Genomic DNA, 26,191 nt, shown 5'->3' with positions numbered 1-26,191 from the left:
TAGTTTTCTAAAATCCATTTAAAAATGGGTTACTATCCATTTCCTCGCCAATGGTTGTCACAGGTCCATGGCCTGACAGGACATAGGTTTCTTCCGGCAAACTAAGCAACTTGTCATGGATACTTTTCAATAGCTGCCCGGAATTCCCCCCAGGTAAATCAGTACGGCCGATTCCCCCCTGAAATAAAGCATCACCGGAAATAACAACATCATTTTCTTCAAAGTAATAAGAAACACTGCCAGGTGAATGACCAGGAGTATGGAAAACATGGAACGAAAATTCGCCTATCTTCATGTTCCCCTCATTATGTATAATATGATCGGCTGGATTCACCACGATCGGTTCAATTTGCATAAATAATTGCGAACCATTTAACCTAGGATCTTCAAGCCATTTTTCTTCCTTTTTGTGAATATAAACAGGAATTTTATAAGTTTCCCTGACAACATCTATTGCCCCAATATGATCAAAATGAGCGTGAGTTAAAAGAATAGCAATTGGCTTTAATTTTCTTTGACTCAATAAGTGAATTAATTTTTTCCCTTCCTCGCCCGGGTCAATAATTAAACATGTTTTATCAGGATTTTCAACAATGTAGCAATTCGTTTGCAGGGGCCCTAAAGGGATTTGTTGCCATTTCATAAATTTGTACCTCCCATACATAAATACATCAGGTTTATTTTACACTAAAGAACATAGGAGAGAAAGCGTGCTATTATTAGTGCTGTATATTTGCCCTCGACAAATTGGTGAAAAAAATATAAAATAGGAAACGAATGTATATAATATAGTTACATAATTTTTGGAAATGGCTTTTACGAAAAAGGGGGAACTAAAAATGGGTTTAGTGATTATTTTTGCTCTTGTAACAATCCTTGCAGCCTATGCCGGTTATAGCTCACTAAAAAATAAGAACTTCCTGGCCGCTTTTTGGGGTGTTGCTTCATTCCTAGTTTTCGGCTGGTTCACAGTGATGACTATAATTGAATCCGGTTTTCCAACTGGAACACACTAATCTGAATAATTAAAGCAAAAGACTGTCCTCTGACAGTCTTTTTTGCATTTCTTATTTATCCTCATTTTCTTTCAACAGGCTATTAACCCGTTCAACCTTATAATCCATGCTTCGCTTCACATCTCTGCGATCATCAATTCGAATTGTAGTCGCAACCCGCTTAATGCCTTCAGAGAAAGGAACCTCATGCATGGCCTGGATGACTTCAAAAAGAACTGGCAATTCTCCTTCAATAATCGTATTCATCGGTGTTAATTGGAAATTAATTTTCCCTTCCGCTTCATAGCTTCTTAATACCTTTTGAACACTAGCTACACATTTACTTACACTTGGCGTTTCAGTCCCAATCGGTATAACTGTTACATCTACAATTGCCATTAGAGTATCACCATCACTTTCACATTTTTAATATTCCTTTGTGATTTTACCATATCAATCAACAAAGGAAAAAAGAATGACCTTTTGATTATCATTCCTTCATTAATTCATAGCTTTTCTTTTTGTTTAAATCAATCATCTTTTCATAGTTATTCCCTATCAGAGCTGTGTCCCCTGATGGTGAAATCGAAATAGGGACATTGTCCAAGCCTCCTAGAATCAGTTTACTGCTGCCCTTCTTTAGGTCATAGCTAATAAGTTGGAATCCATCTGTATATGTATCCATTTCACCACTCTCTAGCGGTCTGAAGGTGAGAAATTGTTTCTTCTGTTCGCTATAATCATAAAAAGGAACCAGCCAATCTGAAAACTTGGTTAAATGTGGTATAGAAAAGCTAAACAGCCTTTTCTTCTCTTTGTCATAGAATGAATAGTCGGCAATAGATGAGTCCCCTTTATTTACAGTAACTGTCATGAGCAGATTACGATAGGCTGCAAATTGAATTAAATTAGAAAAAACAGTCTTGTCCCCTTCACTTCCTAATTGTTTAAATATTAGCGGGGCAACTAATGAGGGACTAGTTTGATTCCAGTTCAGGTAGGCAATTTCATCCTTCCTGATCCATTTAATAAATGGCTGCGGAAGATTGAGTTCAGTTGTACTATCATCCCTCGAATCTAGGATAAGTAATTGAAAGCTCCAGTCTTCTGCGAATTTTGTAACCAGAACCTTTGACTCATTATAAGGATTCCACTCAAACCCTAGATCATAGGACGGAAATGTCTTTTTTAAAAGTTCAGTCCCTTTAGCATCAATGATCGTAACCACTCCCTCATAGGAGGACGGTGAGGTATGAACTAATAGATATTTCTTTGATGGGCTTATTTGGACATTGACAATCGGATTCTCAGTTTTATAAATCAACTTACTTTTTCCTGTTAACAGATTATAAAGAAATAGATTGGAGGTTTGGTTTAAGTTGGTTACATAGAAAATTTGTTGGTTAGTATACCAGCCTGCTACTTTATAAAATTCACCCTGACCTGCAGGAATCGTTATTGGCAGTTTCCATTCGGCACTGAGTGATGCAGCAGGTACCTTTGTCTTTTCATTATTATGAGGAATTTTTTGTTTAGACTGATCCTTAACGGCACACGCACCTAAGAAGAGAGACGACAAAATAAAGATTAGCAAAATAAGTGTACTGTTCGCTTGGTTTAATTTGTTCAAATGAATCAAGTCGTCTCCTCCTATCCCTATCATGGTTACGACGGTTGATTAACAAAAATATTTTCAAACATGATCCACCTAACTTAAATAGGAAAAAAAGCCGTAGATTGCCCGGCTTTTTTAATCGATGGTTGTCAGTGGACGGTCTTTAAGGCCCCATCATTATCTAAATTTTCTCATGCTAGTTCCACTCTATTTTAATAACAGTAGGGTGATATTACAAGTAAGAAACCCGGAAAATTTAATAAGCTAATGCAGCAAAAAATATTCCTTCAGCATGTTTAAGTATTTCTGGAAATTGAGAAAGCGGTAACGGATTAATTCCCTTCCCCAGCTCTAGAGTAAACCCAGGCCTATGAAATTCCTGAATAAACCAATCCTTATATCCTGCATGACTGTTTACATAGCGGATCGCACGGTACCCACTCACTTTTTCAAATTCTTTCGCAAGTAATTCAGACTCAGCAGGTTCAAGTCCTTCATACCCCCAATAAAATTCCTCTCCTTGGGTATGAAAGGCAAGAATGAGGTCAAAGTCATTTTTATGGGCTAAATCCGCCATAGCGGCTGCCTCAGGTTCTGTTAATGGATCGTCTCCTGGAAAGTCTCGCGAGGCAGGTGCCTGTGGCTTCTTATTTTTCCTGCATAGCTCCCAGTTAGCTGGAAATTGGTTATTTAAATCGATGCCTCTTATATTTGCTTTCCAATGGATAAAGTCATCACTGCCTTCATTAATTTTTATAAGATCTTCTCGTAAATGAGCAGGCGGCCCGTTTAACACCAAATCTACTCCATCAGGATTAACCATTGGTACAAGGGATAACTCAACGTTCTCATAAAGAGCTAATGCCTTCCTCCCTCTAACGGGTTGATTATTTGTGATTGATACCAAATACTGGTTTAGTAAACTCATGAGGACCATTGTAGTAATCCATTCATTGGCATGGAAGGAAGCATTCATATGTATTTTCTTATCTCCCTTTCCAATCCTGATTTCATGAATAGGGTTACCTAAAACACTCGTACCAATGTTTGTTACTTCCATAAAGGGATAAACCCTCTTAAGATTTTTCATTAATTTTGCCAGTCTATTATAATCTAACGGGGTTTTTTCTTGTACAAGGGGAACGACTATTTTTTCGGGGACAAAAACCTGCTCACCAATAACCAGTTGGATTGGATCTATGGTTTGATTTAGTAGAAAGAGGGATTCCAGCTCTATTCCTCTTAATACAGAAATTTTTTCAAACGTATCTCCCTCTTTTATAGTATAGGGAACTGAAACATATCCAGGTAAATGAATTTTATCTGCTGGTTTCATATCCATTGGATTTACGTGTGAGTTGGAATCCAATATTAGCTGGAGTGGGATTTTAAATAACTTGCTTAAATATGATAGAGTATCCTCAGGTCGTACACTTATCTCCATATACTCTCCTCCCATCATAAAGAATATATGTAAATCTTCATCAAAAAATGATAAAAACCCGTAATTCTACGGGTTTTTAAATGATTATTGATTTAATTTATTTTTTATTAACCAGGCGGCACCTAAAACACCTGCATCATTTCCTAATGTGGCAATATCTATTTCAGTAGAATTTCTAACTGCAGGGAAGGCAAATTTCTCGAAGTTCTCTTTTACTGAATCTAGTAAAATATTCCCTGCTTTCGATACGCCTCCACCTAAAACAATTTTATCAGGATTTAGTGTGTTGCCGATATTTGCTAAAGCTAATCCTAAATGGAAGGATACTTCATTTAATACCTTTTGTGCCAATTGATCGTTATCGCGGGCTGCATCAAAAACATCCTTAGCAGTGATCCTAAACAGTTCTCCTAATTTACTTGATGAGCTGCTGTTTTTAACGGCCTCCTCAGCTAACCGAACAATCCCAGTAGCAGAGGCAACGGTTTCAAGACATCCTGTTTTTCCGCAATTACAAGGCGCTCCGCCAGATGGAATGACTGTGATATGGCCAATCTCACCAGCTGCACCGTTAATACCCTGGATAATATTTCCATTTGCAATAACCCCGCCGCCGACACCAGTCCCTAGTGTAACACAGACGAGATCTTTTGCCCCATTCCCGGCACCGCTCCACATTTCCCCTAAGGCCGCACAGTTTGCATCGTTTTCAACAGCTGCAGGAAGTGAAGTTGCTTCTTCCAGGCTATCCTTGAGTGGGTAGTTATCCTTCCAGCCTAAATTTACGACATTTAAGATAATCCCTGACTCATAGTCAACAGGTCCAGGTGCCCCCATACCAATCCCCATTAACTTTTCTTTGGTTTCACCAATCTGAGACAACTTCTCATCAATTGCCTTAGCAATATTGGAAGTAATATTTTGACCTTCATTCGAATTATCTGTTATGATTTCCCACTTATGTACAATATCACCGGAGTTTGTAATAAAGGCTATTTTAGTAGTTGTGCCGCCGAGGTCGATACCTGCTATCCATTTATCTGTCAACGTAAATTCCCCTACCTTTGGTTACTTTTTTCTTTTTGAATCTGGATTTCATGTCTTAATAATAACAAAGCAGACTGATATTCTCTTGGTTCAATTAATTGTGCATGATATAAGTCTTTTAACTCTGCTTCCATTAGCTCAAGGTCACCAATTCGATCACCAACATAAATAATGGTTCCAAATTGTTTCAAAAATTGCTGAATATCATAGATTGTCTTCATCTAGAGACCCCTGCCTCCTTCATTTTGAATGGAGAGTATATTCTTATACTAAATAAAAGTATACCTCACGAACGCTCTCGAAGCTATCCTTCTTTTCCTGTGGATTGTGTTTGATTAATGTAATTAAGCAACTTTGAAAAGTCCCGGTCACTTGGATTCAGCTTCACAGCTTTTTCTGCATTCTGTTTGGCTTGTTTAAAATTATTCTCATTGAAATTTATGATAGCTAAATAATAGTATGCTGTCGATAATTTGGAATCATATTCAATAGCTTTATGCAGATGTGTTTTTGCATCTGATAATTGGTTTTGTTTGTATTCAACAAAGCCTAAAATTAAATATGTTTTTTCTGTCGGATTACTGGTTTTCTGTTCAAAATCTTTTAATAACTTATATGCATCTTTATAATTTCCTTTATTCACATACTCTTGTGCCAACATTACAACCGAATCCTCATAGACTGTACTTGAAGTTGAATGGTATCCATAAAACAATGATCCGCCAACAATTGTTACTGACAAGAAGAAGAATAAAAGTTGTAATACCCATTTTTTATTTTTTGGAAAGTGCATCATTCCTGCAGCTAAAAATCCTCCTGCTAATCCACCTAGATGACCATAGTTATCGATTCCTGAAGACGTAAAGCTAAATACAAGGTTTATTCCGAGTACAACAATTAAATTTAATCCTATTGTCCGAGAGAATAATTTGGGATAAATCGTACCAAAATATAATAATGCACCAAAACAGCCATAAATAGCCCCACTTGCCCCAACTGATACGATTGGACTAAAAAGAAAACTTGAAATAAAACCAGTAACACCAGCAAATAGATAAATAAAAAGGAACCGAATATTGCCAAATATTCGTTCAACTGTTAAACCTAAAAAATATAATGCTAGTGTATTCATTACTAAATGTAAAAAGCCACTATGCAGAAAAATGGGTGTAATCAATCTCCACCACTCACCTTGATAGATCAGGGCGTTTACTTTGGCACCATACTTTATTAATGTGGATGTATTAGTGCTTCCCCCGTGAATTTCCATCCAAAGGAAAACAGCAAGTTGACTGACGATAAAAACATATGTAAGCAAAGGCTTTCCATTAAAAAGAATCTCTTGTTCGGCTCTAACCTTTTTAACGTTAAGATTTAATGCCGACTTCTTTAATTCCTCTACCTCTTGTTCTGAATAATCATCCTGGAATTCAAAATGAATATTTGAACCAAGATTTTCGGAAATGTTTCTAAATCCTGATTCATGTTTCCCGTTTGCCAAAATAATAGAAGTAACGGTCGTTTTATTTTCTTGTGGAAATACAAAAGGTTTTGCAAGACGATATTCATACTCATCCACCGGCGGAAACTGACTGACATAAATATTCAGTACATTAAGTTCTCTCTTACTGATTTGTTTACGCACTCTTTCCCCGTTTGAAGCTGTAAATTCAATATCTCTCTGCATGGCATTACTCCAATTTAAATCATGGAGCAGCATGCGAATAATAGGAGCTTTTTTATTTTCTAACTTTTCAAGCCACAGTTCTTTTTGATTTTCAAATAATTGAATAACCCGATAACCCTGATCAGAAATGAAAGAATATGCCACCCTCCAAAAGATGTAACCTTCTTTATTATTCATTTCTCCCCTACTTTCTATTTAAGCTAAAAGTATATGGATAGTTATGGCCATTGCCAGTACAAATTTACACCTAAAGCTAAACATGGTCTAAGTATTAATCTGTATTCATTTCCCTCCGTTCCTTTCATTATAAACGAAAAGAACGATCAACAATGGCTCTAAACCACTGACAAAATAAATTTTAAAAATTGGACAAAAAACAGAAAACCATCTGTGGTTTTCACCTAGCAGATGGTCCTCCAAAAACGGATGACATTAATTTTTGTCTTACCCCAGGGAAGCTCATGATAGAGCCTACAGCAAGCCTTCGCATCCAGCCTGTCCCGATCAGGGCATTGATAATTCTATACCTGTAGCGGAACACAACATAACCAATTGAACCTATCATAAAAATCGATGTTAATAGACGAGACATCATCATCCCTCCTACTTACTATTCTGTGATAGATGCAAAAGATTTATCCATTATTCATAAAGAAAAGAAACGAATAAGAAATTCGTCTCTTTTATAATTAACATTTAAAAATTCTTAAACACAGGTTCCATTGTCTTTTTTAATACTTGAACAGAATTTGTAAACTTTGCTTTTTCTTCCTCATTAAGATCAAGTTCAACAATTTCCCTGACTCCATTTCGATTAACAACAGCAGGAACACCGATATAGATATCATTGTGACCATATTCCCCGTCCAAGTAGGCGGAAACTGTTAGTACGGAGTTTTCATTTCGTAAAATGGCTTTTGTTAAGCGGACTAACCCCATGGCAATTCCGTAATATGTAGCACCTTTGCGTTCAATGATGTGATAGGCGGCATCGCGTACATTTAAGAAAATTTGATTTAAATCATCCGGATTAAAGTCGGCTTTATTTTTAGTCCATTCAGAAATGGTTGTTCCAGCGATATCAGCATGGCTCCAAACAGGAAGTTCGGTATCCCCATGTTCTCCAATAATATACGCATGTACATTCCTAGTATCAACGTCAAAATGTTCACCCAGTAAATAACGGAAACGGGCCGTATCTAAAATCGTTCCTGAGCCAATAACGCGCCCTCTTGGGAGACCAGAGAATTTCCAGACAGCATATGTTAAAATATCCACTGGATTAGTGGCAACTAAAAATATTCCATTAAAGCCGCTGTCCATAATTTGATCAACTATACCTTTAAAAATTTTGGTATTTTTTTCGACTAGGTCGAGTCTAGTCTCTCCTGGTTTTTGATTCGCCCCAGCCGTAATAACGACTAGATCCGCTACACCGCAATCCTTGTAATCCCCATACCAAATTTTCGTCCTAGATGGGGCAAAAGGCATTCCATGATTTAAGTCCATGGCGTCCCCTTCCGCCTTCTCTTTATTTAAATCAACTAATACTAACTCTTCCGTAATGCCTTGATTTAAAAGGGCAAACGCATAGCTTGACCCAACGAAACCTGTTCCAATAAGTACAACCCGATTAACACGTCTTAACATCTACATTCCTCCCATTTTGTTTTATCCATTGATACAGTGTAAATATTATATGAATACAATTTAGAATTTTATCAAAAAAGTCTTAAAATTACGATTGATAACAATGAAGCTATAAAACCCGAAAGAAAATTTACCATATCATTATCCACTAAGGTGAGTCCTTTTATTCGAGTTGTGGGCATTTGACAATGGCTCTTCTTTTCAGTAGTAATTCCACAATGTCCACATAGATAAACTTGTTGGTAAAATGCCCCAAATAACGTATCAATGACATTTCCGATAAAGCCAAATAAAAATACAATCAACATTAAATAGATATCTAATTGGAAAAGAAAATAACCTAGAATGGAGATGAAGAAAGAGCCGGCGGCAGCCGCTGCACTGCCTAAACCACTGATTGCACCTGAAGTTCCTCTTTCAATTCGTTTAAATGTTCGTATGTATATAGGGTTCTTCTTGCTTAAACTGCCAATTTCCGATGCCCATGTATCAGAATTGGCGCTCGCTAAACAAACCATAAACCCGATCAACCAAGCCCGTTCAGGCTGAAATAAATAAAGGAGACTAAAAAGAGCCGCAGCCCCTCCGTTCGCTAGGACCTGAAGCCAATCTCTTGTTGCTCCTTTTGCCAATTTTTCTTCCATAGTCTTTTTTACATTTCTTTTATGTTTTGACCAAAAGTTGGAAGATACAAAAAAAGCACCAAGCAATGCAAGTCCATTTAAACCCATACCGGCATAAACAGAAATTCCAACCAGCATAGCTGCAAAAGCACCGGTTAATGTAAGGGATTTTTGAAAATATCCAGCCATTGCCCCAATTATTATCACAAGATTTATAAACAAGTCTTCTAGCATTTCGTTATGATGACCTCACCATTTGTAATAATTTTAGAAACAGGAATATCATGATTTTCAATTGGAAGATGAGAAATGATTTGTTGATTAAAGGCTAGCGATAGAGTTTTACCGGAATAATTAGCTAAGAAACGATCATAGTATCCGCCGCCAAATCCTAACCGATAGCCTGACCTAGTATATCCGAGGCCCGGTACAATTATTAAATCAATCATTTCGGCATTAATTTCGGCAGTCAGTTCTTCTATTGGTTCTAATAACCCATAATAGACCGATTCAAGCTGGGAAAATTCCGTAAGTGTCCTAAATGATAACCTTTTGTCAGTTGGACTGCATCTTGGTATAACTACTTGTTTCCCTTGTTCCCAAGCTTTTCGAATGATTTGATATGTATCTACTTCAGGCTGTCTTGAAACATAAATTCCGATGATCTTTGCCTTCTTCCAATCATCATCAGCAAATAAAGTTCTGGCGATCTTATAGGAATAATCCTCATAAAGGGGTCTTGACAGCGTTGAAAGGGTTTCTTTAACCTGTTTACGTATCTTATTCTTATCAGTCATAAAATTGGCTCTCCTTACTATTTGATGGCAACAAAAAAAGCAGCAGGAAGCCCCACTGCTTATTTTGTTTCACGATGTGCTGTTGTACGCTTTTCTCTTGGGCAATATTTCTTAAGCTCAAGACGATCTGGGTTGTTACGTTTATTTTTTGTTGAAATATAGTTACGATCTCCACACTCAGTGCAAGCTAGCGTAATATTTACACGCATGTCAATTTCCCTCCAAACGATTAAGCTGTTCGTTCATACGACTTTTCTATAATATCATTTTTCATTAGGAAATGCTAGTGTGTTTTTTAAGAAGTGCTTTTTCTAATAAAATCAGTTCGTTTTTGCTTGTACCACTTATCGTCCAAGTGTCCATTTTTCTAGTTTGATGTGGTCCAATAGACGTTGTCATCTTAAATATACTAGCTGCAGGTCCTTTTGCCATTGGTTGATATTTTAAGGTTCCTTTTTCAATGGAACTCCAAATCCGGTCCGTATAGGCGTTCCGCAGAGGCACAGCTGTGTATTCTTTCATACTTGCATGATTACAGTGTCCATTCACAAGGTAAACCTGTGTTTTCGCATGATGAATAATATGATTTTCAACTGGTGACAGGAATGTTAAGTTGTCTTGTCCAACATTTAAAAAATGGTGCATTGCTAAAAAATGAATCTGTTTCGTTTTATGACTGTGATTGTTTACAGAAACATTTGATAGACAAATTTTAGAATGTATTTGTTCTTGCTTTACTTTGATCACTAACTCTTCATCGTAAATCACTTTTTCCATGGTGTCTTGGAGCCAAAAGTATTTCCCATTAACCCAAATTCCCGGAATTAAATGAAGTGAGTCCATCGCTAATTCAAGATTAGGGGCAATTTTCCCTTTTTGCAGTTCAGTAGTTAAATTCATCATCATGCACACCTTATTTTTCATTTTTTGGCACTGACTGTTGCTCCGTCTCATTTACTCGTTGGCTTAATAACGTATCTACCATAATTCTAACTGTTTCTGCAGCGATTCGTTTCCAGCCATATAGACGTTGAACAATTTGCTTACCCCTGCTGCCAATCTCTTTCGCTTTCTCTGGTTGATTGAATAAAAACTCAATTTGTTCGATAAGACTTTGTGGATTTCCTGGGACCATCAACATCCCCGTTTGGAGATGCTTAATAATTCCTTTCATTCCACCAATATTAGAGACTATGGTTGGTTTTCCGAGAACCATTGTTTCTAATACAACAATTCCGAATGGTTCGTAAAGGCTTGGTATCACAGCTAGCTCACAGCCTTGAATTAAGGCATTTCTTTGTTCGTCCGTTACGAAGCCAATAAAGGTCACATGGTCCTCCAAACCAAGCTCTGAAACCTGTTTTTGATACTCCTTCTGCATCGGCCCTTTTCCGGCAATGACAAAAACGAAGTCTTGTTTCTTTTTTTCTTTTGCAATCGCTGCTGCCTCGATTATCGTTTCAAATCCTTTTTCTTCAACTATCCTTCCAATTGAAAAGATATATTTTTTATCCTTTAGTACTGGCATTACCTCTGCAATTTGCCGATTTACTGTCAATGGTTCAATTCCATTTGGAATGACAGCCATCCTCTCAACATGCAGGGTAAAAACCTTTTTTAGTTCTTCCTTCATATATTCGCTGCAGACAATAATTTGGTCAGACTCTAAAATTAATTGCTGTTCTTTTTCATGGATGAACTGCTGGATCTCGGTATAGATTCCATTATTTCTTCCATGCTCTGTCGCATGGATTGTGGTTAATAGTGGAATTCCTAATGATTCCTTTAGGGAAATCGCTGCTGCTCCGACAAGCCAATCATGAGCATGAATAATATCGAAGTCTACTTCTTCTGCTAGTTGTTCTGCCTTAAAGGCCATTGCTAAATTTAAGCCGGCAATCCACGACAGAAAATGATCGTCATTCGCATTAATTGGCCTTACACGGTGGACATTTATTCCATGCACCATTTCAAATGTTGGAAGACTAGTTTTCCCTGCTGTTAGGACATGAACTTCATGTCCATTTTCCGCCAAATGAGTTGATAATCCAACTACATGTCTTGATAGTCCTCCAACAATATTAGGCGGGAATTCCCAGGAAAGAATTAATATTTTTAACTTCCAAGGAGCTTGGCTTTTTACATCTAAGTCAACTGGTCCTGGCTGTCGTTTATCCATTGTGCTCCCCCAAGTTGTTCGATTTCACATAATAACTGTAAGTACTCACTTGCTCAACCCATTTAGGAGATTCTTCTTCATATCGGTGGAATTGCAATAATTCCTGCTGAAAAGTATTACCGCTTAGTATTTCAGGTGAAGGCATTTGAATACAATTCGAACGATAAAGCGGAAAAAATTGATTGTCAGAGAGGTGTACACCTAATTCAGCAACATAGCTCCGATTTTCTGACAATCCTTTAATAAACCAGTGTCCACTTTGGTAAGGGACGGTTATTTCATTATAATGGAGAGCATTTTTACCATTAAACAAAATATTCGTTACGTCATAAATTCTAGTAACAGTGACAAGTTCTTCAAACTTTCGATTAAAAAACCGTTCAATGATTTTTTTCGGTAATTCGGAAATGTCCCAGAAAAGAATTATTTTGCGAGGTGTAATAAGCCTTGCCTTTAGCTCTCCCTTTAGTGGAATTAATTCTGGTGAAATAGAGTCATCTGAGGAATTTGAATCCTTAGTAGATTGCCTATTAAGTTCATTCGTTATTTCATTATTACTTTCTTCAATCCATTTATTCCAGCGGTACTGAACTTTACCAACTGTCGTATTCAATTCTGAGGCGATTTTACGAAATGATAATCCATCTCCTCTTAGTTTGATAATTTCCTCAATCATTTTTTTCCTCCATTCTGTAAACAATCAATATATGCAATCATCACAAAATAATTCTTAATAATTTATAATTTAATGGTATCACCAGATTAGAAAGCATACAATAAACGCATTTTGTCGTATTTTGGTTATCCTATATAGCAAGCTTTGTTTACGATAATTAAATTTTTTTAGGTACTAATTAAACATTGTTTTTTACATGTATCAACAAATTTCTAAACTGGATATGATTATCTTTTCGACAGTATTATCTATAAAGTAAAAGAGAAGGCTGCACAATTAGGCAGCCTCCTCTTTTTTTAAGCATTTAAGTTTATTCGTTTTCCTGTAACAAGATAAATAACATTCTCGGCAATATTCGTTGAATGGTCGGCGATTCTTTCAACATTTCTACAAACAAATGCTAACTGAATAATTTGGTTGGTTGAATTTAGATTTTGCGGAATATATCCCATTAATTCTTGGATTAACTGGCCAAACATTTGATCCACCTGGTCATCTTTTTTTGCACATTCTTGTGCCAGAGAAACATCCTCAGTGGTAAAAGCTTCAATCGACTCAGAAACCATCTCCAAAGCGATTCCCATCATATTTGGTATATCAATAATCTCCTTAATATGCTTTTCATTACCTATGTGTATGGTGGATTTGGCGATATTTACGGCAATATCAGCCAATCTTTCAATTTCTGATGATACCTTTAATGCAGCACTTATTTTTCTAAGGTCTGTAGCTACAGGTGATTCTCTTGCAATTAATAATAACGCTTTATCATTTATTTCTTGTTCCAATTTATTAATTTCATTATCCCCGATTAGAACAGCCTTTGCCTTATCGAGGTCTTGATTGACTAAAGAGAGCATAGCATCTTTAATCGCCATTTCCGCTTTTTTAGCCATGGATAATAACATTTCATTTAATTGCATTAAATTATGATCAAAATTAGACCTTGTACTCATTCTGTCCACCCCATCATCCGAATCTTCCGGTAATATACCCTTCCGTACGTGAGTCCGCAGGGTTTGAAAATATGGCAGCAGTAGCATCTAATTCAATAAGCTCTCCCATTAAGAAGAAGGCTGTTTTATCTGACACCCGTGATGCCTGCTGCATGTTGTGAGTAACAATAACGATTGTATATTTCTCTTTTAGCTCTAAGATCAATTCTTCTATCTTCAAAGTGGAGATTGGATCTAATGCAGAGGTTGGTTCATCCATCAGTAATACCTCAGGTTTGGTCGCTAAAGCCCTGGCGATACATAATCTTTGCTGCTGCCCACCAGATAACCCTAAAGCAGGTGCATGTAATCGGTCCTTCACTTCATCCCATAATGCTACGTCCATTAATGATTTTGTGACAATTTCATCAAGATGTACCTTCTTTTTAATCCCATGAATTCTTGGTCCGTAGGCTATATTATCATAAATAGACTGTGGAAAAGGGTTTCCCTTTTGGAAGACCATCCCCACATGTTTGCGAAGGTCAACAAGGTCCACTTTCTCATCGAGTATGTTTTTACCATTTAGATTAATTTCGCCTGTCATTTTGACATTTGGAATCATATTAATCATTAAGTTAAGTGTTTTAATAAAGGTTGACTTACCACATCCTGATGGCCCTATAATCGCTGTCACTTCTTTTTTATTAATGGGAAAATTTATATCTTTTAAGGCATGATGGTCTCCATACCATAAATTTAAATCTTTTATATCAAATATTTGTCTTGTTAATGTTGAAATTGCCATGACGTCGCCCCCTTATCCGAATCTTCCTGAAATATATTCTTCGGTCTTTTTTACGGAAGGATTGGTAAAGATTTTTCCAGTAGAATCATATTCAATTAAATCTCCATTTAAAAAGAAGGCTGTCTTATCAGAAATACGGGAAGCCTGCTGCATATTATGGGTAACAATAATGATGGAATAATCCTTTTTCAAATCAACGATTAATTCTTCCACCTTTGCATTGGATATGGGGTCTAATGCTGACGATGGCTCATCTAGGAGCATAACCGCCGGCTTCATCGCAATAGTCCTAGCTATGCAAAGACGCTGTTGCTGTCCGCCTGATAGTGAAAGTGCAGATTTATAGAGTCGGTCCTTTACTTCGTCCCACAGTGCTGCTTTTTCAAGACTTTCCTGTACGAGATCATCAAGCAGGCTTTTCTTCTTAATGCCACTAAACTTCAAAGCATGAGTAATATTTTCATAGATTGATTTTGGAAATGGATTTGGCTTTTGAAATACCATACCAATTTCCTTTCTCAATGCGACCACATTTATTTGCCCCGATAAGATATTTAGATCTTCATAAAGAATTTCTCCCTCAGCCCTTGCCCCAGGAATTAAATCATTCATCCGATTGATACTGCGTAAAAACGTTGACTTACCACAACCAGACGGACCAATTAATGCAGTTACAGCATTTTTCTCTATATCCATTGAGATACCATTTACGGCACGTTTTTCCCCATAAAATATTTCTAAATTATTTACTTTTAAAATATTCTCCATTTGAAATGGGACGGTTGATTGAAATGTTTGTTCTATCGTTTCTTTTTCCAATAAAGTAGTAACCATCCGTTTTCACCTGCCCTTTATTTTGTTGCAGTGATTTTTTTATGAATTATGCTTCCTATCCATCTAGCTAAAAGGTTAAATAGTAAGACTGAAATAACCAGTACGGCTGCAGATCCATTTGAGACTTCTTCAACGTCAGGGATTAGCCCCTGTGTATTGACCGACCATATGTGTACAGCAAGTGTTTCTGCAGGACGAAAAATATTTAGGGGCGATTGATCAGAAAAGGGATTCCAGTTTGCATAATCTAGCCTTGGTGTTGATAGACCGGCAGTAAATAACAATGCTGCCGCTTCACCAAATACCCTTCCTGCTGCTAGAATCGCACCAGTTAAAATCGATGGAAATGCGCTTGGTAAAATAACGGTTTTAATTGTGTGCCAATGTGTAATCCCTAACGCAAGACTTGCCTCTTTTAAATCACGAGGCACTGCACGAATGGCGTCCTCACTCACCCGCACCAGCACTGGAAGATTAAACACCGTTAATGCTAAGGCACCACCCAAAATCGTATAACCCCAGCCAGTTAAATTAACGAACATTAATAAACCAAACATTCCGATGACAATGGATGGGAGGGAAGCAAGTACTTCAATACAAGAACGGATTATATCCGTTACTTTTCCGGGCTTAGCATATTCAGCCATATATATTCCACCGCCTATACCAAGCGGAACTGTAATTAACATTGTTATAAATAGAACGTAAAAGGAATTAAATAATTGATCGCGAATCCCTCCGCCCGCTCGTACATTACTTGAAGGCGTGGTTAAAAATTCGAGTGATACATGTTTAAGTCCATTCACTAAAATATATGAAAATAGTCCAACCAAAATAGAAATGATAATAATAGCAATCGCCACAAATACTCCTGTGGCTAAACGGTCAGCAGTTTTACTATTCATTACAGCTTCCTCCTCGATGATAGATAACGGATCAGGAGAATAAACGCAAACGACATGACTAATAAAATGAGTCCCATGGACCAAAGTGTGTTATTTTCAACACTTCCGTAAGTGGTATGTCCCATGTTCAAGGTAATAATTGTTGTTAAAGTTGCAGAAGCATCCAAAAGGCTTGTTGGTAAATCTCGAACGTTTCCGATTACCATTTGAACGGCTAATGCTTCTCCAAATGCCCGCGCCATACCTAAAACCACAGCAGTCAGTAGAGTTGGCAATGCTGCAGGAATGAGGACCTTGCGTATAGTTTGCCAGCGGGTTGCTCCTAGAGCATAAGAGCCTTCTCTTAAATTCTTTGGCAATGAACTCATCGCATCTGTCGCAATGGTCGTAATTGTTGGTAAAATCATAATCGATAACACAATTGTCCCTGAAAGCAAACTAAATCCTAGTCCGCCAACATGTTCCCTGACAAAAGGAACTAATACTGTTAGGCCGATGAATCCATACACAACGGATGGAATTCCAACTAAAAGCTCAATGATCGGTTGTAATATTTTCCTTCCCCATGAAGGTGCAATCTCTGTCATGAATATTGCCCCGCCAATTCCTAATGGTGCAGCAACAATTGCCGATAAAAAAGTAACGGCAAAAGATCCAAAGATAAACGGTAATGCCCCATATTCTGGATTAGCTTTATTGGTAGGATTCCAGTGAATACTGGTTATGAACTCTATAAAACTAACACTATTCTGAGTAAATGATTGTAAACCTTTTGTACCAAGAAAGATGGTAATGGATATGGTAGCAGAAATCATAATCACAGCGCATAAAATTACAAGAAACTTTCCGCGAACTTCTCCATTCATCCAACTTTTCTCAGACTTTAACAATCTTTCCTTTGCAGGTATGATCTTTTCCATTGCAGCAACACCCCTAGATACGTCATAAGAGGGTAAATGCGAGACCTGCACTTACCCAGTTATTCAATTAAACGAACAGTTTATAGATTTTCGTTGTTTTCACTTACATATACAAGCATAAATCCTGAGTGTAAACGGGGTTTTAATCGTATGTAAAGGTTTTGTAAATCTATGTATAGATATTGTAAATTCGGAAAAAATAAAAAAACCACCTGGTTCGATTTGAACAGGTGGTTTAATGAGTATTAAATTATTGACCAGTTTGGCTGTTTTGAGCGGTATCAACTGAAGTTTGGTTTGCCTGCTGTTCTGTCCCTGTAATACCCTCTGTTGTTTGACGTGTTTTCTTTAAGTCAAAATAGGCATCCAAAACTCTGCGGCCAATTAGGTTGTTTATACTTGGACCACTGCTGCCTGAATAGGCCCATGGCACAACTACAGCCACAGCTACTTCTGGATTATCAGATGGTGCATAGCTGACAAGACTTAAGTTCCAGACCTCTGTACCACGTTTTGTTTTATCTGATCCATCATAAAATGCCTGTGCTGTTCCGGTTTTCCCAGCGGGGTGGTATGGTGCACTCCTAAAGTAACTAGTTGCTGTACCATCGCCCACCTGCATAACCATTCGGAACCCTTCTTGGACACGTTTAATCCAAGCATCCTTCATATCAATACGATTTAATACTTTTGGTTCAATTTCTTCAACAATCGGTCCTAACTCATTATTTTCCATTACCGGCTCACGAATTTCCTTTACAATATGCGGCTGAACACGATTACCGCCATTGGCAATTGTGGATACATACTGTGCCAGCTGCATTGGAGTATAGGTATCATACTGACCAATGGCAAAGTCAAGAAGTTTACCCGGAATATTCTCAGTACCTGGAAAACCGCTCATTTCATTTGGCAGGTCAATTCCTGTCCGTGTCCCAAGACCAAATTGGCTAAATGACTGCCGCATGGTGTTAAAGGTCTTTGCAGTTTCCATATTTAATGTACCATTTGGAACATATTTTCCACCTGCCATTGCAATAACGGTCTTCCACATATAAACGTTGGAAGAAACTTGTAAGGCTCGTAGATCATTAATGGAACCAAAGGTTTTCCATGATTTCTTTATAGGAGTATTTTTAATCACTAACGGTTCATCTAGTTGGTATGAGCCCGGTTTAATCGCACCAGTTTGATATCCAGTTAAAATGGTAGCCCCTTTTACTGCCGACCCCACGTTGTAAGAGCTCGTAAAATTACCACTAGCATAGTCCTTCATTACTGTCTTTCCATTACTGTCCTTACCAATTAGTTTTCCGGCCATCGACAATATCTCACCTGTATTAGGATTCATGACAACAACAAAGGCACGGTCCATAACACCCGTATTAGGTTTACTTTTAGCAGACCACATTTCTTCTTCTACAATTTTTTCAACCTGCTTTTGAAGGTCCATATCAATGGTTAAAACTAAATCATCGCCGCGCTTCCCTTCTGAAACAACTTCAGTAGAAAGGATTTTTCCGGCTTTGTCAGTTACGGTTTTCACTTTTGCCTTTTGACCATGAAGAACATTTTCATATTTTAATTCTAGATAACTTTTCCCTACGCGGTCATTTCTACTGTAACCCTGTGCAAGATATTTATCTAACTGCTCCTTAGGGATACCTGCTTCGGAGGAAGTGACATCCCCTAATATAGATTTTAGGGTGTCACCAAAAGCATATTCTCGTTTCCAATCTGTAGTTGTATCGACGCCTGGCAGATTTTCTAGATTTTCACTTACGATAGCAAATTCATCCGGGGTAACATTTTTATTTTTAACAATTTGAGGTGTTAAGGAATAACCACTATTGAATTGCCTATAAATGGCAAGCGTCTCAAGCTCTTCTGGTTTAAAACTATTTATTTCCTCATCAGTAACCCGGTCCAGCTGTAATTGATAAATTTTCTTATCGTCTATTTTTTTCTGATTATAAGCTGCCCATTCTTTTTTGGTAATTTTCGCTTTGGCTTCTTTCGGATGATTGGTTATCCAAAAATCCTTTTTGTCACGGATTGGAATTTTTGAGGTATCCATTGAGATAAGCTTAGCTAATTTAGCTGCTGTGTCCAACATTTCCTTCTGCGTAACATTTTGACTTTTTGTATAAGTAATCGCATTTAGCGGACTATTATCAACAATTGTCTTACCATTACGATCATACATTTTCCCCCTTGGTACAGGGGTATTGACGGTAATATCCTCAGTTCGTTCAATTTCCCGTTTAAAATCATCTCCAAAGACAATTTGCAGTTCTCCAAGACGAAGTATGAGAACAGAGAAAAGGATAAATACAACAAAAAACACCATATTTAAACGAAACGGGACATGTGTCTTTTTCTTTTTCTTTTTAAGATTCAAGGTCAATCTACACTTCCTTTACTCGAAGGCTTACATAACTTTCTTTATTTTAAAGGATAATGTTCTATTTTTCTATGAATAACCCTTACCAATTTTGTTAAAAAACCTAGACCAAATTGTTTCCTTTTTTAGTACCACGCCACTTTTCGGTGATTGTACAAAAAAAAACGATGAGATTAAACTCACCGCTTTATGCTGCAGGTAATTGAACTCTTCTCATAAACAAATAGATTAATAAATGACCCGCACCTAAAAACAATAATAAAATCGGAATACTTTCTTCTTCGTTAAACCATGTAACAGCCGCTAGGAAAGCTAGGACAGATATAATCCTGCCGAGATTGAGGTAGATTTCCCGAACAACAATATACTCAATCCTCATTTCTGCAGCTTTCCACCCAGACCCAATTACATCATATGTAGTTGAACTATAAGGGACTAACAATAGTGGGTACGCTATTGCAATCATCCCTCCATATAATAATAATTTTACAAAGTTCAAATCCCAAATAATCAACAGGACTGAAGCATAAAGGATAATCCCGCCAATTAAAATGGCTTTTTTTCGATGATTTTTCTTAATTAATCTTGACGCAAAATAGTAAGCAACAAAGGAAATTCCAGAATTGATTAGGCCAAACGTACCTAAAGACATTTCACTTCCTGTCGAAATATAAACAAAAACAGAGATGACAAAAGCAAAAGTACCCTCTCGTAACCCCTGAACAAAATGAGCATTTGTCACAAAACGCCAATTTTCGTTTTGTTTCCTTTCCTCAATAATTCGTGTAAAGCAGTATTTTCCGGAAGCAGGCCTTGGTTTTAATGAAAAACTCATAAACACCGCTAACCCGAATAATGCAAGTGATAAACCAAAAACGAACGTATATCCGGTAAATTCTTCAAATTTTGTAATGATAATACCTGCTGCGATTGGTCCAATCATGCCGCCTGCAGAAGATAATATCCCTAAAAATCCATTAAAAAAATCTCTTGTCTCTGGTTCGGTAATTTCAAAAGTTAACACATTATAGGCTAACCAATAGAAGCCATAACCAATTCCAAGCAGGCCGCCTAATAAAAGTAAATAAGTAGAAGCATTTGTGCCCGTAATCAGTACAGCAAGATAAAACAACGCTAAAGCGATTACACCAATTCGCAGCACAATCACTCGATCGATTTTTTTCGCCCACCGCCCCGCCAAAATAAACGTTAACGGCTGCAATACGACTATTGAGAGGTTATATAGGGCAATATCGGAATACTGTCCTGTTTGCTTCCAAAGATAAATATTCACAAATGTGTTGGATAAAGCAACACTCAATGAATACAAACCTCCAATGATCAGCAAAAGTGATAAATCCTTTGTTAATTCCACGTCGCCTAAAAGCTTAAATTTTTTTGCCATAAAAAAAACTCCCCTTTGTCATAAGGGTAGTCTTTATCAACTACTAGGTTCTTATACAAATTAAAATGAATGAAAAAAAGACAGCTAAATGCTGCCTTTTTTTCATTCATTACTTCGCTGCGTTATAACGCTTTGAAACTTCATCCCAGTTAACAACATTCCAGAACGAAGAAATGTAATCAGGACGTTTGTTTTGATATTTTAGATAGTAAGCATGCTCCCAAACATCAAGTCCAAGAATTGGAGTTTTACCTTCCATTAATGGAGAATCTTGATTTGGAGTACTAGAAACTTCTAATTCACCATTGTTTACAGATAACCAAGCCCAGCCAGAGCCGAACCGTGTAGTTGCTGCTTTTGCAAACTCTTCTTTGAAATTATCGAAGCTGCCAAATTTGCTAGTGATTGCGTCAGCCAATTCACCAGTTGGGGCACCACCGCCATTTGGAGAAAGGATTTGCCAGAATAAAGAGTGGTTAGCATGACCACCACCATTATTGCGCACAGCTGTACGTGCAGCTTCTGGAACCGCATCCAAATTCGAAATTACTTCTTCAACTGATTTAGAAAGTAATTCTTCATTTCCTGCTAATGCATTATTTAAGTTTGTAACATATGTGTTGTGGTGTCTAGTGTGGTGAATATTCATTGTTTCTTTGTCGATGTGTGGTTCTAGTGCATCCTCTGCATAAGGTAATTTTGGTAATTCAAATGCCATGATAAATTCCTCCTATGTACATAGTATTTGTTATGGGCTTTAGGCGATTATAACCTATTACTTATAAGAATAATTCTAAAGCGTTACTTAAAAGATACCAAAATTGGTTTTTCCTTTCAAATAAAATGCTTATACCCAACATAAATACAATTTCCCTTTTACAGATTTTTATACCAATGGCTGTGTAAGATTATTGTGATTTTTAACATGTTGATCGGAGCGGAAGGCGCGCAGACTCCTGCGAGAGTACGGGGCTGGGGAGACCCCACAGGCGCATAGCGCCGAGGAGGCTCCCCGGACCACCCGCGAACCGCTCGCGCCTGGAGCGGAAATCAACACTCAAATTTAACACAGCCATACCATTAAAAAAGGGCGGTAATCCATTACCTAGCTATTTTTCGAAAAATTGTCATGATTCAACAAAAAGGCATCCTGTCAACGATTTTTGTCATATCTGAACAAAAGGACTACCTTATCATCAATAAAGCCTTATTGACATGCTATTTATAATGGATTTTAATCAACTTGTAGAGGTAAAAGGAGTGACAAATATGCAAACCACAAGCATTTCGATATATAGTTTAATGGTACAATTTTTCCAAAAAAACGAGCCAATCCAGAAGGTAAAAGCTGGTTCAGCCCTTTTTCACGAAAAAGATCCGGTAGAATATATATACTTAATCCTTAAAGGCAGTATTGCATTAGGAAGGGTTCATTTACGCGGTAAGGAATTTATTTTAAAGGTCTTAAATGGCAGGGAAATAATCGTGGAGTACCAGCTTTTTAAAGACAATCCTAAGTATCAGTTTTTTGCTAAGGCACTAACTGACTGTGAAGTTCTATTTATTAAAAAAGAACTATTTGAAGAATTTATTTTAACAGACCCTGAAGCTATGAATGCTTTAGTTGCATGGTTAAGCACAGGATATTTAAAGGCTCAAATGAAATGTCAGGACTTAATTATGAATGGCAAAAAAGGTGGTTTATATTCCATCCTCATCCGGCTTTGTAATTCTTACGGGGTTAAAACTGAAAACGGTGTATTAATTGATTTGCCTTTAACTCATCAGGAACTGGCCAACTTAACCTATGGCACAAGAGAGGTCATTCAACGTGCCTTAAAAGAACTCCGTGAAAAGGATATCATTCTATATGATAATCAAAAATTCACGATAAAGAACTTAGCTTATTTAAAAACGGAAGTTGATTGCCAAAACTGTCCGTTTGAAATTTGCGGGATTAATTAAAAGCTTAAAGCGCACTTGACAAGCCACCTGGGTAACCAAGTGGCTTCCCTCCTTTATAGAACTACCATAAAAAAATAGCCAACCATAATGACTTGAATAATGGTTTTTGTGATAACACTGCTTATAAACCCGATTACCGATCCGACTCCTACTTTCACACTCTCGCTTAAGCTTCTTTTATTAACGATTAACTCTGCTGCAATGGCACCAATAAACGGTCCAATTAAAATTCCGAATATAGGAATCACAAACGGCCCTGCTATAATACCAATCGTACTTCCCCAAACCCCGGCCTTCGAGCCCCCATACTTTTTTATCCCAATTAGGTTCGCTACATAATCCGCTGCAAACAATAACACGACAAATAATCCCTGAATAAGCCAAAACAACCAACTAAAAGGTTCAAATGAAAAAAATACACCATACAAAAGAAATCCCGCCAGCAAAAATAACACACTCGGAATAATAGGGTAAACCAATCCAACAAAGGCTACAACAAATAAAATACTTATAATAATCCAATAAACTACTTCCATTTATTCTCATCCTTCTTTTTCTTCTTATCCTTCTATACGTATTAATATCAAAATAGTTTCGATACCTCTACATTCTTGTATATATTAATAACACAGGCTACAATAGAAAGTGTGTCTTTTTATCATGTTTCTTTTAAGGTGGTTATTTATGAATATTTTCAAACAATTTTATAAAAGTATTTATTCCCCAAGGGATATTGCCCTATTTCGTTTTCAGGGTATAGGAAAAACAATTTTATATGTGTTTTTCTTAACATTTATCTCCATCCTGCCATCCATTATTTATTTTAGTACCGCGCTCATAGAGGGAATTGACGCTGCAAAAACGATTATAAAAGACGAAGCTCCTTCTTTCTCCATTAAAAATGGACAGCTTACAGCCAAAACAGATGTGCCGGTTACGATCGATAAGGACAACTTTACCATTATTATTGATCCTACTGGTGCAATATCTGGAGATGACGTAGCGGATGAAGGAAATGCTTTCGCATTATTGAAGGATGAGTTTGCATTGTCCTCCGGCGGCAACGTTGAGACCTATCCATATTCCATGATGAATGATATACATATTACCAATAACGACCTGCTAAATTTTGTTGATACTATTGGTGGAATGAAAGGGATTATTATTCCCGTTGTATCGCTGTTCATTTATATTTTCTCAAGCGCAGCTAGTTTCATTGAGATATCAGTTCTAGCCTTTATCGGCCTTGCTTTAAAAGGAAATCGTAAGCTTAATTACCGGCAATTATGGAGAATGGCAGCATACAGTGAAACATTGCCAACCTTATTTTTCACCATTATGACTGCTATTCAAACTGTAGTTCCTAACAGCTTCCTAATTAATTGGTTTGTAGTCATCATTGTGTTATACCTTGCAATTAAGGAAGTTCCGAAGCCTAAAAATTCAAACTAAACGCCCGTCAATGGGCGTTTTTTTGTTCTAATTAAGTGTGGACAAGCATACGAATGTACAAACATTCTTTCTGGAGGCTTGTCCCATGAAAAAGATATTCGGTATTCTCTTTTCTATTTTAGTCATATATGTTATTTATTACGACCTAACCGTTGGCACTCTTCCAGCCTCGACCACTCAACCTGTAGACGCAAAAGTTGAGCAAAGAACCCCCGCACCTGCCGAAACAGACACGCCTTCATTCGATGCCGAGGTAAAACCAGGCGATACAGTGATTTCCATTGTGGAGCATAAAATTAATAAATCACTACCTGTATCCATTGCTGACTTAATCGAGGACTTTCAAACATTAAATGGAGGTAAGTCCCCTGAAAAAATTCAAATAGGTTCCACATATCATTTTCCAGATTACTCAAAATAAAGAGGATATGTCGTTAATCTTGTCAAAAATAGCACATGGCTGATAAAATAAGATGAACCTCGAATCAGGTTATCACATTCAATGATTATTGTTTGTGAGTACATTCAAGTACGGACCGTTAACACGGCAATAGATCGGATTTATTAAAATTCGAATCCACATTTGAAGGAGAGCGAATTACACGTGAGTGAAATCATACATCGCACCAAAACCCGGCCAATTAAAGTAGGAAATTTAACCATTGGCGGGAGCAATGAAATCATTATTCAAAGTATGACTACAACGAAAACGCACGATGTAGAGGCGACCGTTGCAGAGATAAAAAGATTGGAAGAAGCGGGCTGTCAAATAGTCCGAGTAGCATGTCCAGATGAACGCGCTGCAAATGCTATTTCAGAAATTAAGAAAAGAATTAATATCCCACTTGTAGTCGATATTCATTTTGATTATAAATTAGCACTTAAGGCTATTGAGGGCGGTGCTGATAAGATTCGGATTAATCCAGGGAATATTGGTAAACGTGAAAAGGTTGAAGCGGTAGTAAAAGCAGCCAAGGAACGTGGAATCCCGATTCGAATCGGCGTAAATGCAGGTTCACTTGAAAAGAAAATCCTTGAAAAATATGGTTACCCAACAGCTGATGGGATGGTAGAAAGTGCCCTGCACCATATTAAAATTCTCGAGGACTTAGATTTCCATGATATTATTGTTTCTATGAAGGCATCTGATGTTAATTTAGCCATCGAGGCGTATGAAAAAGCTGCCCGTGCTTTCGATTATCCACTGCACTTAGGAATAACTGAATCTGGGACACTTTTCTCCGGAACAGTGAAAAGTGCGGCTGGTTTAGGTGCAATTATCAGTAAAGGAATTGGAAATACACTACGTATTTCTTTAAGCGCCGACCCTGTTGAGGAAGTAAAAGTTGCCCGCGAGCTTTTAAAAGTATTTGGTCTCTCTTCCAATGCAGCAACATTAATTTCATGCCCCACCTGTGGAAGAATTGAAATTGACCTTATCAGCATCGCAAATGAAGTAGAGGAATATATTTCAACAATAAAAGCGCCCATTAAGGTTTCAGTATTAGGCTGCGCGGTAAACGGTCCTGGGGAAGCCCGTGAAGCAGATATCGGCATCGCCGGTGCCCGTGGAGAAGGATTATTGTTTAGAAAAGGTGAGATTGTCCGCAAGGTTCCAGAGGCACAAATGGTCGAAGAGTTGAAAAAGGAAATTGACCAAGTCGCTGAAGAGTATTTCCGTAAAAAGGCAGAAGAAGAAGAAATGTCAAAAACAAAATAAGAAAAGCGCAAGCNNAGGGGCTAGGCGCTGGAGCTAGCCAATTCTCAAAGTTAAAAACTTTATACTTTCTTCTCTCATAAAACATGAAGAAACCCGGTATTTTAAACCGGGTTTCTTTATTTGCTCCTTT

The 26,191-nt window shown here is 37.4% G+C and carries 29 protein-coding genes; 5 read left to right on the top strand and 24 right to left on the bottom strand.

Annotated elements, in window-relative coordinates:
* Positions 1-7: 7 nt before the first annotated feature.
* On the bottom strand, positions 8-643 hold the full coding sequence (locus COD92_RS05150) for an MBL fold metallo-hydrolase (RefSeq protein ID WP_098530002.1): 636 nt from the start codon (positions 641-643) through the stop codon (positions 8-10).
* 196 nt (positions 644-839) lie between these two features.
* Here COD92_RS05150 and COD92_RS05145 point away from each other — a divergent pair, with 196 nt between their 5' ends.
* On the top strand, positions 840-1,016 hold the full coding sequence (locus COD92_RS05145) for a DUF2759 domain-containing protein (RefSeq protein WP_098530001.1): 177 nt from the start codon (positions 840-842) through the stop codon (positions 1,014-1,016).
* A gap of 51 nt (positions 1,017-1,067) precedes the next feature.
* Here the strand turns inward: COD92_RS05145 and COD92_RS05140 are convergent, their stop codons facing one another.
* From COD92_RS05140 to COD92_RS05035, 22 genes are all read right to left on the bottom strand, one after another.
* A complete protein-coding gene (locus COD92_RS05140) occupies positions 1,068-1,394 on the bottom strand; it encodes an MTH1187 family thiamine-binding protein (RefSeq protein ID WP_098530000.1) in 327 nt (108 codons plus the stop codon).
* Between the two features lie 91 nt (positions 1,395-1,485).
* Positions 1,486-2,634 carry a YqgU-like beta propeller domain-containing protein gene (locus tag COD92_RS05135; protein WP_098529999.1) on the bottom strand — a complete coding sequence of 383 codons (1,149 nt, stop codon included), beginning with the start codon at positions 2,632-2,634 and terminating at the stop codon, positions 1,486-1,488.
* A gap of 232 nt (positions 2,635-2,866) precedes the next feature.
* Complete coding sequence (locus COD92_RS05130) at positions 2,867-4,054, bottom strand: M14 family metallopeptidase (protein WP_098529998.1); 1,188 nt, start codon at positions 4,052-4,054, stop codon at positions 2,867-2,869.
* 84 nt (positions 4,055-4,138) lie between these two features.
* Positions 4,139-5,101: an ROK family glucokinase gene (locus COD92_RS05125; protein WP_098529997.1), complete on the bottom strand. Its 963-nt coding sequence runs from the start codon at positions 5,099-5,101 to the stop codon at positions 4,139-4,141.
* An 11-nt stretch (positions 5,102-5,112) separates the two neighbouring features.
* Positions 5,113-5,322, bottom strand: coding sequence for a YqgQ family protein (locus COD92_RS05120; RefSeq protein WP_098529996.1), 210 nt, complete (start codon positions 5,320-5,322; stop codon positions 5,113-5,115).
* 83 nt (positions 5,323-5,405) lie between these two features.
* The gene (locus COD92_RS05115) at positions 5,406-6,965 is read right to left on the bottom strand and encodes a rhomboid family intramembrane serine protease (protein WP_098529995.1); all 1,560 of its coding nucleotides are present in this window, start codon (positions 6,963-6,965) and stop codon (positions 5,406-5,408) included.
* 220 nt (positions 6,966-7,185) lie between these two features.
* Positions 7,186-7,380, bottom strand: a complete 195-nt coding sequence (locus COD92_RS05110) for a hypothetical protein (RefSeq protein WP_098529994.1) — start codon at positions 7,378-7,380, stop codon at positions 7,186-7,188.
* Between the two features lie 104 nt (positions 7,381-7,484).
* Entirely contained in the window at positions 7,485-8,438 is a 954-nt protein-coding gene (locus COD92_RS05105; protein WP_098529993.1) for an L-lactate dehydrogenase, read from the bottom strand.
* A gap of 71 nt (positions 8,439-8,509) precedes the next feature.
* Positions 8,510-9,295, bottom strand: coding sequence for a DUF92 domain-containing protein (locus COD92_RS05100; protein WP_098529992.1), 786 nt, complete (start codon positions 9,293-9,295; stop codon positions 8,510-8,512).
* Positions 9,289-9,858, bottom strand: a complete 570-nt coding sequence (locus tag COD92_RS05095) for a 5-formyltetrahydrofolate cyclo-ligase (protein ID WP_098529991.1) — start codon at positions 9,856-9,858, stop codon at positions 9,289-9,291. The genes COD92_RS05100 and COD92_RS05095 overlap by 7 nt, the downstream gene beginning before the upstream one ends.
* Positions 9,859-9,917: 59 nt before the next feature.
* Positions 9,918-10,067: a 50S ribosomal protein L33 gene (gene rpmG / locus COD92_RS05090; RefSeq protein WP_015594975.1), complete on the bottom strand. Its 150-nt coding sequence runs from the start codon at positions 10,065-10,067 to the stop codon at positions 9,918-9,920.
* A 64-nt stretch (positions 10,068-10,131) separates the two neighbouring features.
* Positions 10,132-10,758, bottom strand: coding sequence for a hypothetical protein (locus COD92_RS05085; protein ID WP_098529990.1), 627 nt, complete (start codon positions 10,756-10,758; stop codon positions 10,132-10,134).
* Positions 10,759-10,771: 13 nt separating this feature from the next.
* On the bottom strand, positions 10,772-12,037 hold the full coding sequence (locus COD92_RS05080; RefSeq protein ID WP_098529989.1) for a glycosyltransferase family 4 protein: 1,266 nt from the start codon (positions 12,035-12,037) through the stop codon (positions 10,772-10,774).
* Complete coding sequence (locus tag COD92_RS05075; RefSeq protein ID WP_098529988.1) at positions 12,030-12,713, bottom strand: DUF4912 domain-containing protein; 684 nt, start codon at positions 12,711-12,713, stop codon at positions 12,030-12,032. The genes COD92_RS05080 and COD92_RS05075 overlap by 8 nt, the downstream gene beginning before the upstream one ends.
* 296 nt (positions 12,714-13,009) lie before the next feature.
* Positions 13,010-13,669, bottom strand: coding sequence for a phosphate signaling complex protein PhoU (gene phoU / locus COD92_RS05070; RefSeq protein WP_098529987.1), 660 nt, complete (start codon positions 13,667-13,669; stop codon positions 13,010-13,012).
* Positions 13,670-13,682: 13 nt separating this feature from the next.
* Positions 13,683-14,456: a phosphate ABC transporter ATP-binding protein PstB gene (gene pstB, locus COD92_RS05065; protein ID WP_098529986.1), complete on the bottom strand. Its 774-nt coding sequence runs from the start codon at positions 14,454-14,456 to the stop codon at positions 13,683-13,685.
* A gap of 12 nt (positions 14,457-14,468) precedes the next feature.
* On the bottom strand, positions 14,469-15,224 hold the full coding sequence (gene pstB, locus COD92_RS05060) for a phosphate ABC transporter ATP-binding protein PstB (protein WP_218011273.1): 756 nt from the start codon (positions 15,222-15,224) through the stop codon (positions 14,469-14,471).
* 83 nt (positions 15,225-15,307) lie between these two features.
* A complete protein-coding gene (pstA, locus tag COD92_RS05055; RefSeq protein WP_098529984.1) occupies positions 15,308-16,195 on the bottom strand; it encodes a phosphate ABC transporter permease PstA in 888 nt (295 codons plus the stop codon).
* Positions 16,195-17,115 (bottom strand): phosphate ABC transporter permease subunit PstC, encoded by a 921-nt coding sequence (gene pstC, locus COD92_RS05050; RefSeq protein WP_098529983.1) that lies wholly within the window; start codon positions 17,113-17,115, stop codon positions 16,195-16,197. Before pstC ends, pstA begins: the two co-directional genes overlap by 1 nt.
* A gap of 250 nt (positions 17,116-17,365) precedes the next feature.
* Positions 17,366-19,465 (bottom strand): peptidoglycan D,D-transpeptidase FtsI family protein, encoded by a 2,100-nt coding sequence (locus COD92_RS05045; protein ID WP_098530116.1) that lies wholly within the window; start codon positions 19,463-19,465, stop codon positions 17,366-17,368.
* Between the two features lie 241 nt (positions 19,466-19,706).
* Entirely contained in the window at positions 19,707-20,924 is a 1,218-nt protein-coding gene (locus tag COD92_RS05040; protein WP_098529982.1) for an MFS transporter, read from the bottom strand.
* Positions 20,925-21,033: 109 nt separating this feature from the next.
* Positions 21,034-21,642, bottom strand: coding sequence for a superoxide dismutase (locus COD92_RS05035; RefSeq protein WP_098529981.1), 609 nt, complete (start codon positions 21,640-21,642; stop codon positions 21,034-21,036).
* A gap of 551 nt (positions 21,643-22,193) precedes the next feature.
* On the opposite strand from COD92_RS05035, the gene COD92_RS05030 reads away from it, so the two are divergent.
* Positions 22,194-22,889, top strand: coding sequence for a Crp/Fnr family transcriptional regulator (locus tag COD92_RS05030; protein WP_098529980.1), 696 nt, complete (start codon positions 22,194-22,196; stop codon positions 22,887-22,889).
* 53 nt (positions 22,890-22,942) lie between these two features.
* Here the strand turns inward: COD92_RS05030 and COD92_RS05025 are convergent, their stop codons facing one another.
* Entirely contained in the window at positions 22,943-23,425 is a 483-nt protein-coding gene (locus COD92_RS05025) for a DUF456 domain-containing protein (RefSeq protein ID WP_098529979.1), read from the bottom strand.
* A gap of 148 nt (positions 23,426-23,573) precedes the next feature.
* Between COD92_RS05025 and COD92_RS05020 the strand changes: the two genes are divergently transcribed.
* The 3 genes from COD92_RS05020 to ispG all read left to right on the top strand — a co-directional run bounded on the left by COD92_RS05020 (position 23,574) and on the right by ispG (position 26,061).
* On the top strand, positions 23,574-24,341 hold the full coding sequence (locus COD92_RS05020; protein ID WP_098529978.1) for a DUF1189 domain-containing protein: 768 nt from the start codon (positions 23,574-23,576) through the stop codon (positions 24,339-24,341).
* Between the two features lie 85 nt (positions 24,342-24,426).
* Entirely contained in the window at positions 24,427-24,762 is a 336-nt protein-coding gene (locus COD92_RS05015) for a hypothetical protein (RefSeq protein ID WP_098529977.1), read from the top strand.
* A 162-nt stretch (positions 24,763-24,924) separates the two neighbouring features.
* Positions 24,925-26,061, top strand: coding sequence for a flavodoxin-dependent (E)-4-hydroxy-3-methylbut-2-enyl-diphosphate synthase (ispG, locus tag COD92_RS05010; protein WP_255286629.1), 1,137 nt, complete (start codon positions 24,925-24,927; stop codon positions 26,059-26,061).
* Positions 26,062-26,191 lie beyond the last annotated feature (130 nt).

It is taken from the genome of Bacillus sp. AFS037270 (assembly GCF_002585305.1).
Note: the sequence above shows the minus strand (reverse complement) of the source record. Positions and strands in the feature narration are given on the sequence as shown.

What these genes read in the sequence shown, in the direction of transcription:
- rpmG (WP_015594975.1), bottom strand. Translation starts at nt 10,067, where the DNA reads ATGCGTGTAAATATTACGCTAGCTTGCACTGAGTGTGGAGATCGTAAC.
- COD92_RS05140 (WP_098530000.1), bottom strand. Translation starts at nt 1,394, where the DNA reads ATGGCAATTGTAGATGTAACAGTTATACCGATTGGGACTGAAACGCCA.
- COD92_RS05015 (WP_098529977.1), top strand. Translation starts at nt 24,427, where the DNA reads ATGAAAAAGATATTCGGTATTCTCTTTTCTATTTTAGTCATATATGTT.
- COD92_RS05130 (WP_098529998.1), bottom strand. Translation starts at nt 4,054, where the DNA reads ATGGAGATAAGTGTACGACCTGAGGATACTCTATCATATTTAAGCAAG.
- COD92_RS05110 (WP_098529994.1), bottom strand. Translation starts at nt 7,380, where the DNA reads ATGTCTCGTCTATTAACATCGATTTTTATGATAGGTTCAATTGGTTAT.
- COD92_RS05045 (WP_098530116.1), bottom strand. Translation starts at nt 19,465, where the DNA reads ATGGTGTTTTTTGTTGTATTTATCCTTTTCTCTGTTCTCATACTTCGT.
- COD92_RS05120 (WP_098529996.1), bottom strand. Translation starts at nt 5,322, where the DNA reads ATGAAGACAATCTATGATATTCAGCAATTTTTGAAACAATTTGGAACC.
- COD92_RS05080 (WP_098529989.1), bottom strand. Translation starts at nt 12,037, where the DNA reads ATGGATAAACGACAGCCAGGACCAGTTGACTTAGATGTAAAAAGCCAA.
- COD92_RS05150 (WP_098530002.1), bottom strand. Translation starts at nt 643, where the DNA reads ATGAAATGGCAACAAATCCCTTTAGGGCCCCTGCAAACGAATTGCTAC.
- COD92_RS05075 (WP_098529988.1), bottom strand. Translation starts at nt 12,713, where the DNA reads ATGATTGAGGAAATTATCAAACTAAGAGGAGATGGATTATCATTTCGT.
- COD92_RS05040 (WP_098529982.1), bottom strand. Translation starts at nt 20,924, where the DNA reads ATGGCAAAAAAATTTAAGCTTTTAGGCGACGTGGAATTAACAAAGGAT.
- COD92_RS05100 (WP_098529992.1), bottom strand. Translation starts at nt 9,295, where the DNA reads ATGCTAGAAGACTTGTTTATAAATCTTGTGATAATAATTGGGGCAATG.
- pstB (WP_218011273.1), bottom strand. Translation starts at nt 15,224, where the DNA reads ATGGAGAATATTTTAAAAGTAAATAATTTAGAAATATTTTATGGGGAA.
- COD92_RS05095 (WP_098529991.1), bottom strand. Translation starts at nt 9,858, where the DNA reads ATGACTGATAAGAATAAGATACGTAAACAGGTTAAAGAAACCCTTTCA.
- COD92_RS05030 (WP_098529980.1), top strand. Translation starts at nt 22,194, where the DNA reads ATGCAAACCACAAGCATTTCGATATATAGTTTAATGGTACAATTTTTC.
- phoU (WP_098529987.1), bottom strand. Translation starts at nt 13,669, where the DNA reads ATGAGTACAAGGTCTAATTTTGATCATAATTTAATGCAATTAAATGAA.
- COD92_RS05115 (WP_098529995.1), bottom strand. Translation starts at nt 6,965, where the DNA reads ATGAATAATAAAGAAGGTTACATCTTTTGGAGGGTGGCATATTCTTTC.
- COD92_RS05035 (WP_098529981.1), bottom strand. Translation starts at nt 21,642, where the DNA reads ATGGCATTTGAATTACCAAAATTACCTTATGCAGAGGATGCACTAGAA.
- pstB (WP_098529986.1), bottom strand. Translation starts at nt 14,456, where the DNA reads ATGGCAATTTCAACATTAACAAGACAAATATTTGATATAAAAGATTTA.
- COD92_RS05085 (WP_098529990.1), bottom strand. Translation starts at nt 10,758, where the DNA reads ATGAATTTAACTACTGAACTGCAAAAAGGGAAAATTGCCCCTAATCTT.
- COD92_RS05020 (WP_098529978.1), top strand. Translation starts at nt 23,574, where the DNA reads ATGAATATTTTCAAACAATTTTATAAAAGTATTTATTCCCCAAGGGAT.
- pstA (WP_098529984.1), bottom strand. Translation starts at nt 16,195, where the DNA reads ATGAATAGTAAAACTGCTGACCGTTTAGCCACAGGAGTATTTGTGGCG.
- pstC (WP_098529983.1), bottom strand. Translation starts at nt 17,115, where the DNA reads ATGGAAAAGATCATACCTGCAAAGGAAAGATTGTTAAAGTCTGAGAAA.
- COD92_RS05105 (WP_098529993.1), bottom strand. Translation starts at nt 8,438, where the DNA reads ATGTTAAGACGTGTTAATCGGGTTGTACTTATTGGAACAGGTTTCGTT.
- COD92_RS05145 (WP_098530001.1), top strand. Translation starts at nt 840, where the DNA reads ATGGGTTTAGTGATTATTTTTGCTCTTGTAACAATCCTTGCAGCCTAT.
- COD92_RS05025 (WP_098529979.1), bottom strand. Translation starts at nt 23,425, where the DNA reads ATGGAAGTAGTTTATTGGATTATTATAAGTATTTTATTTGTTGTAGCC.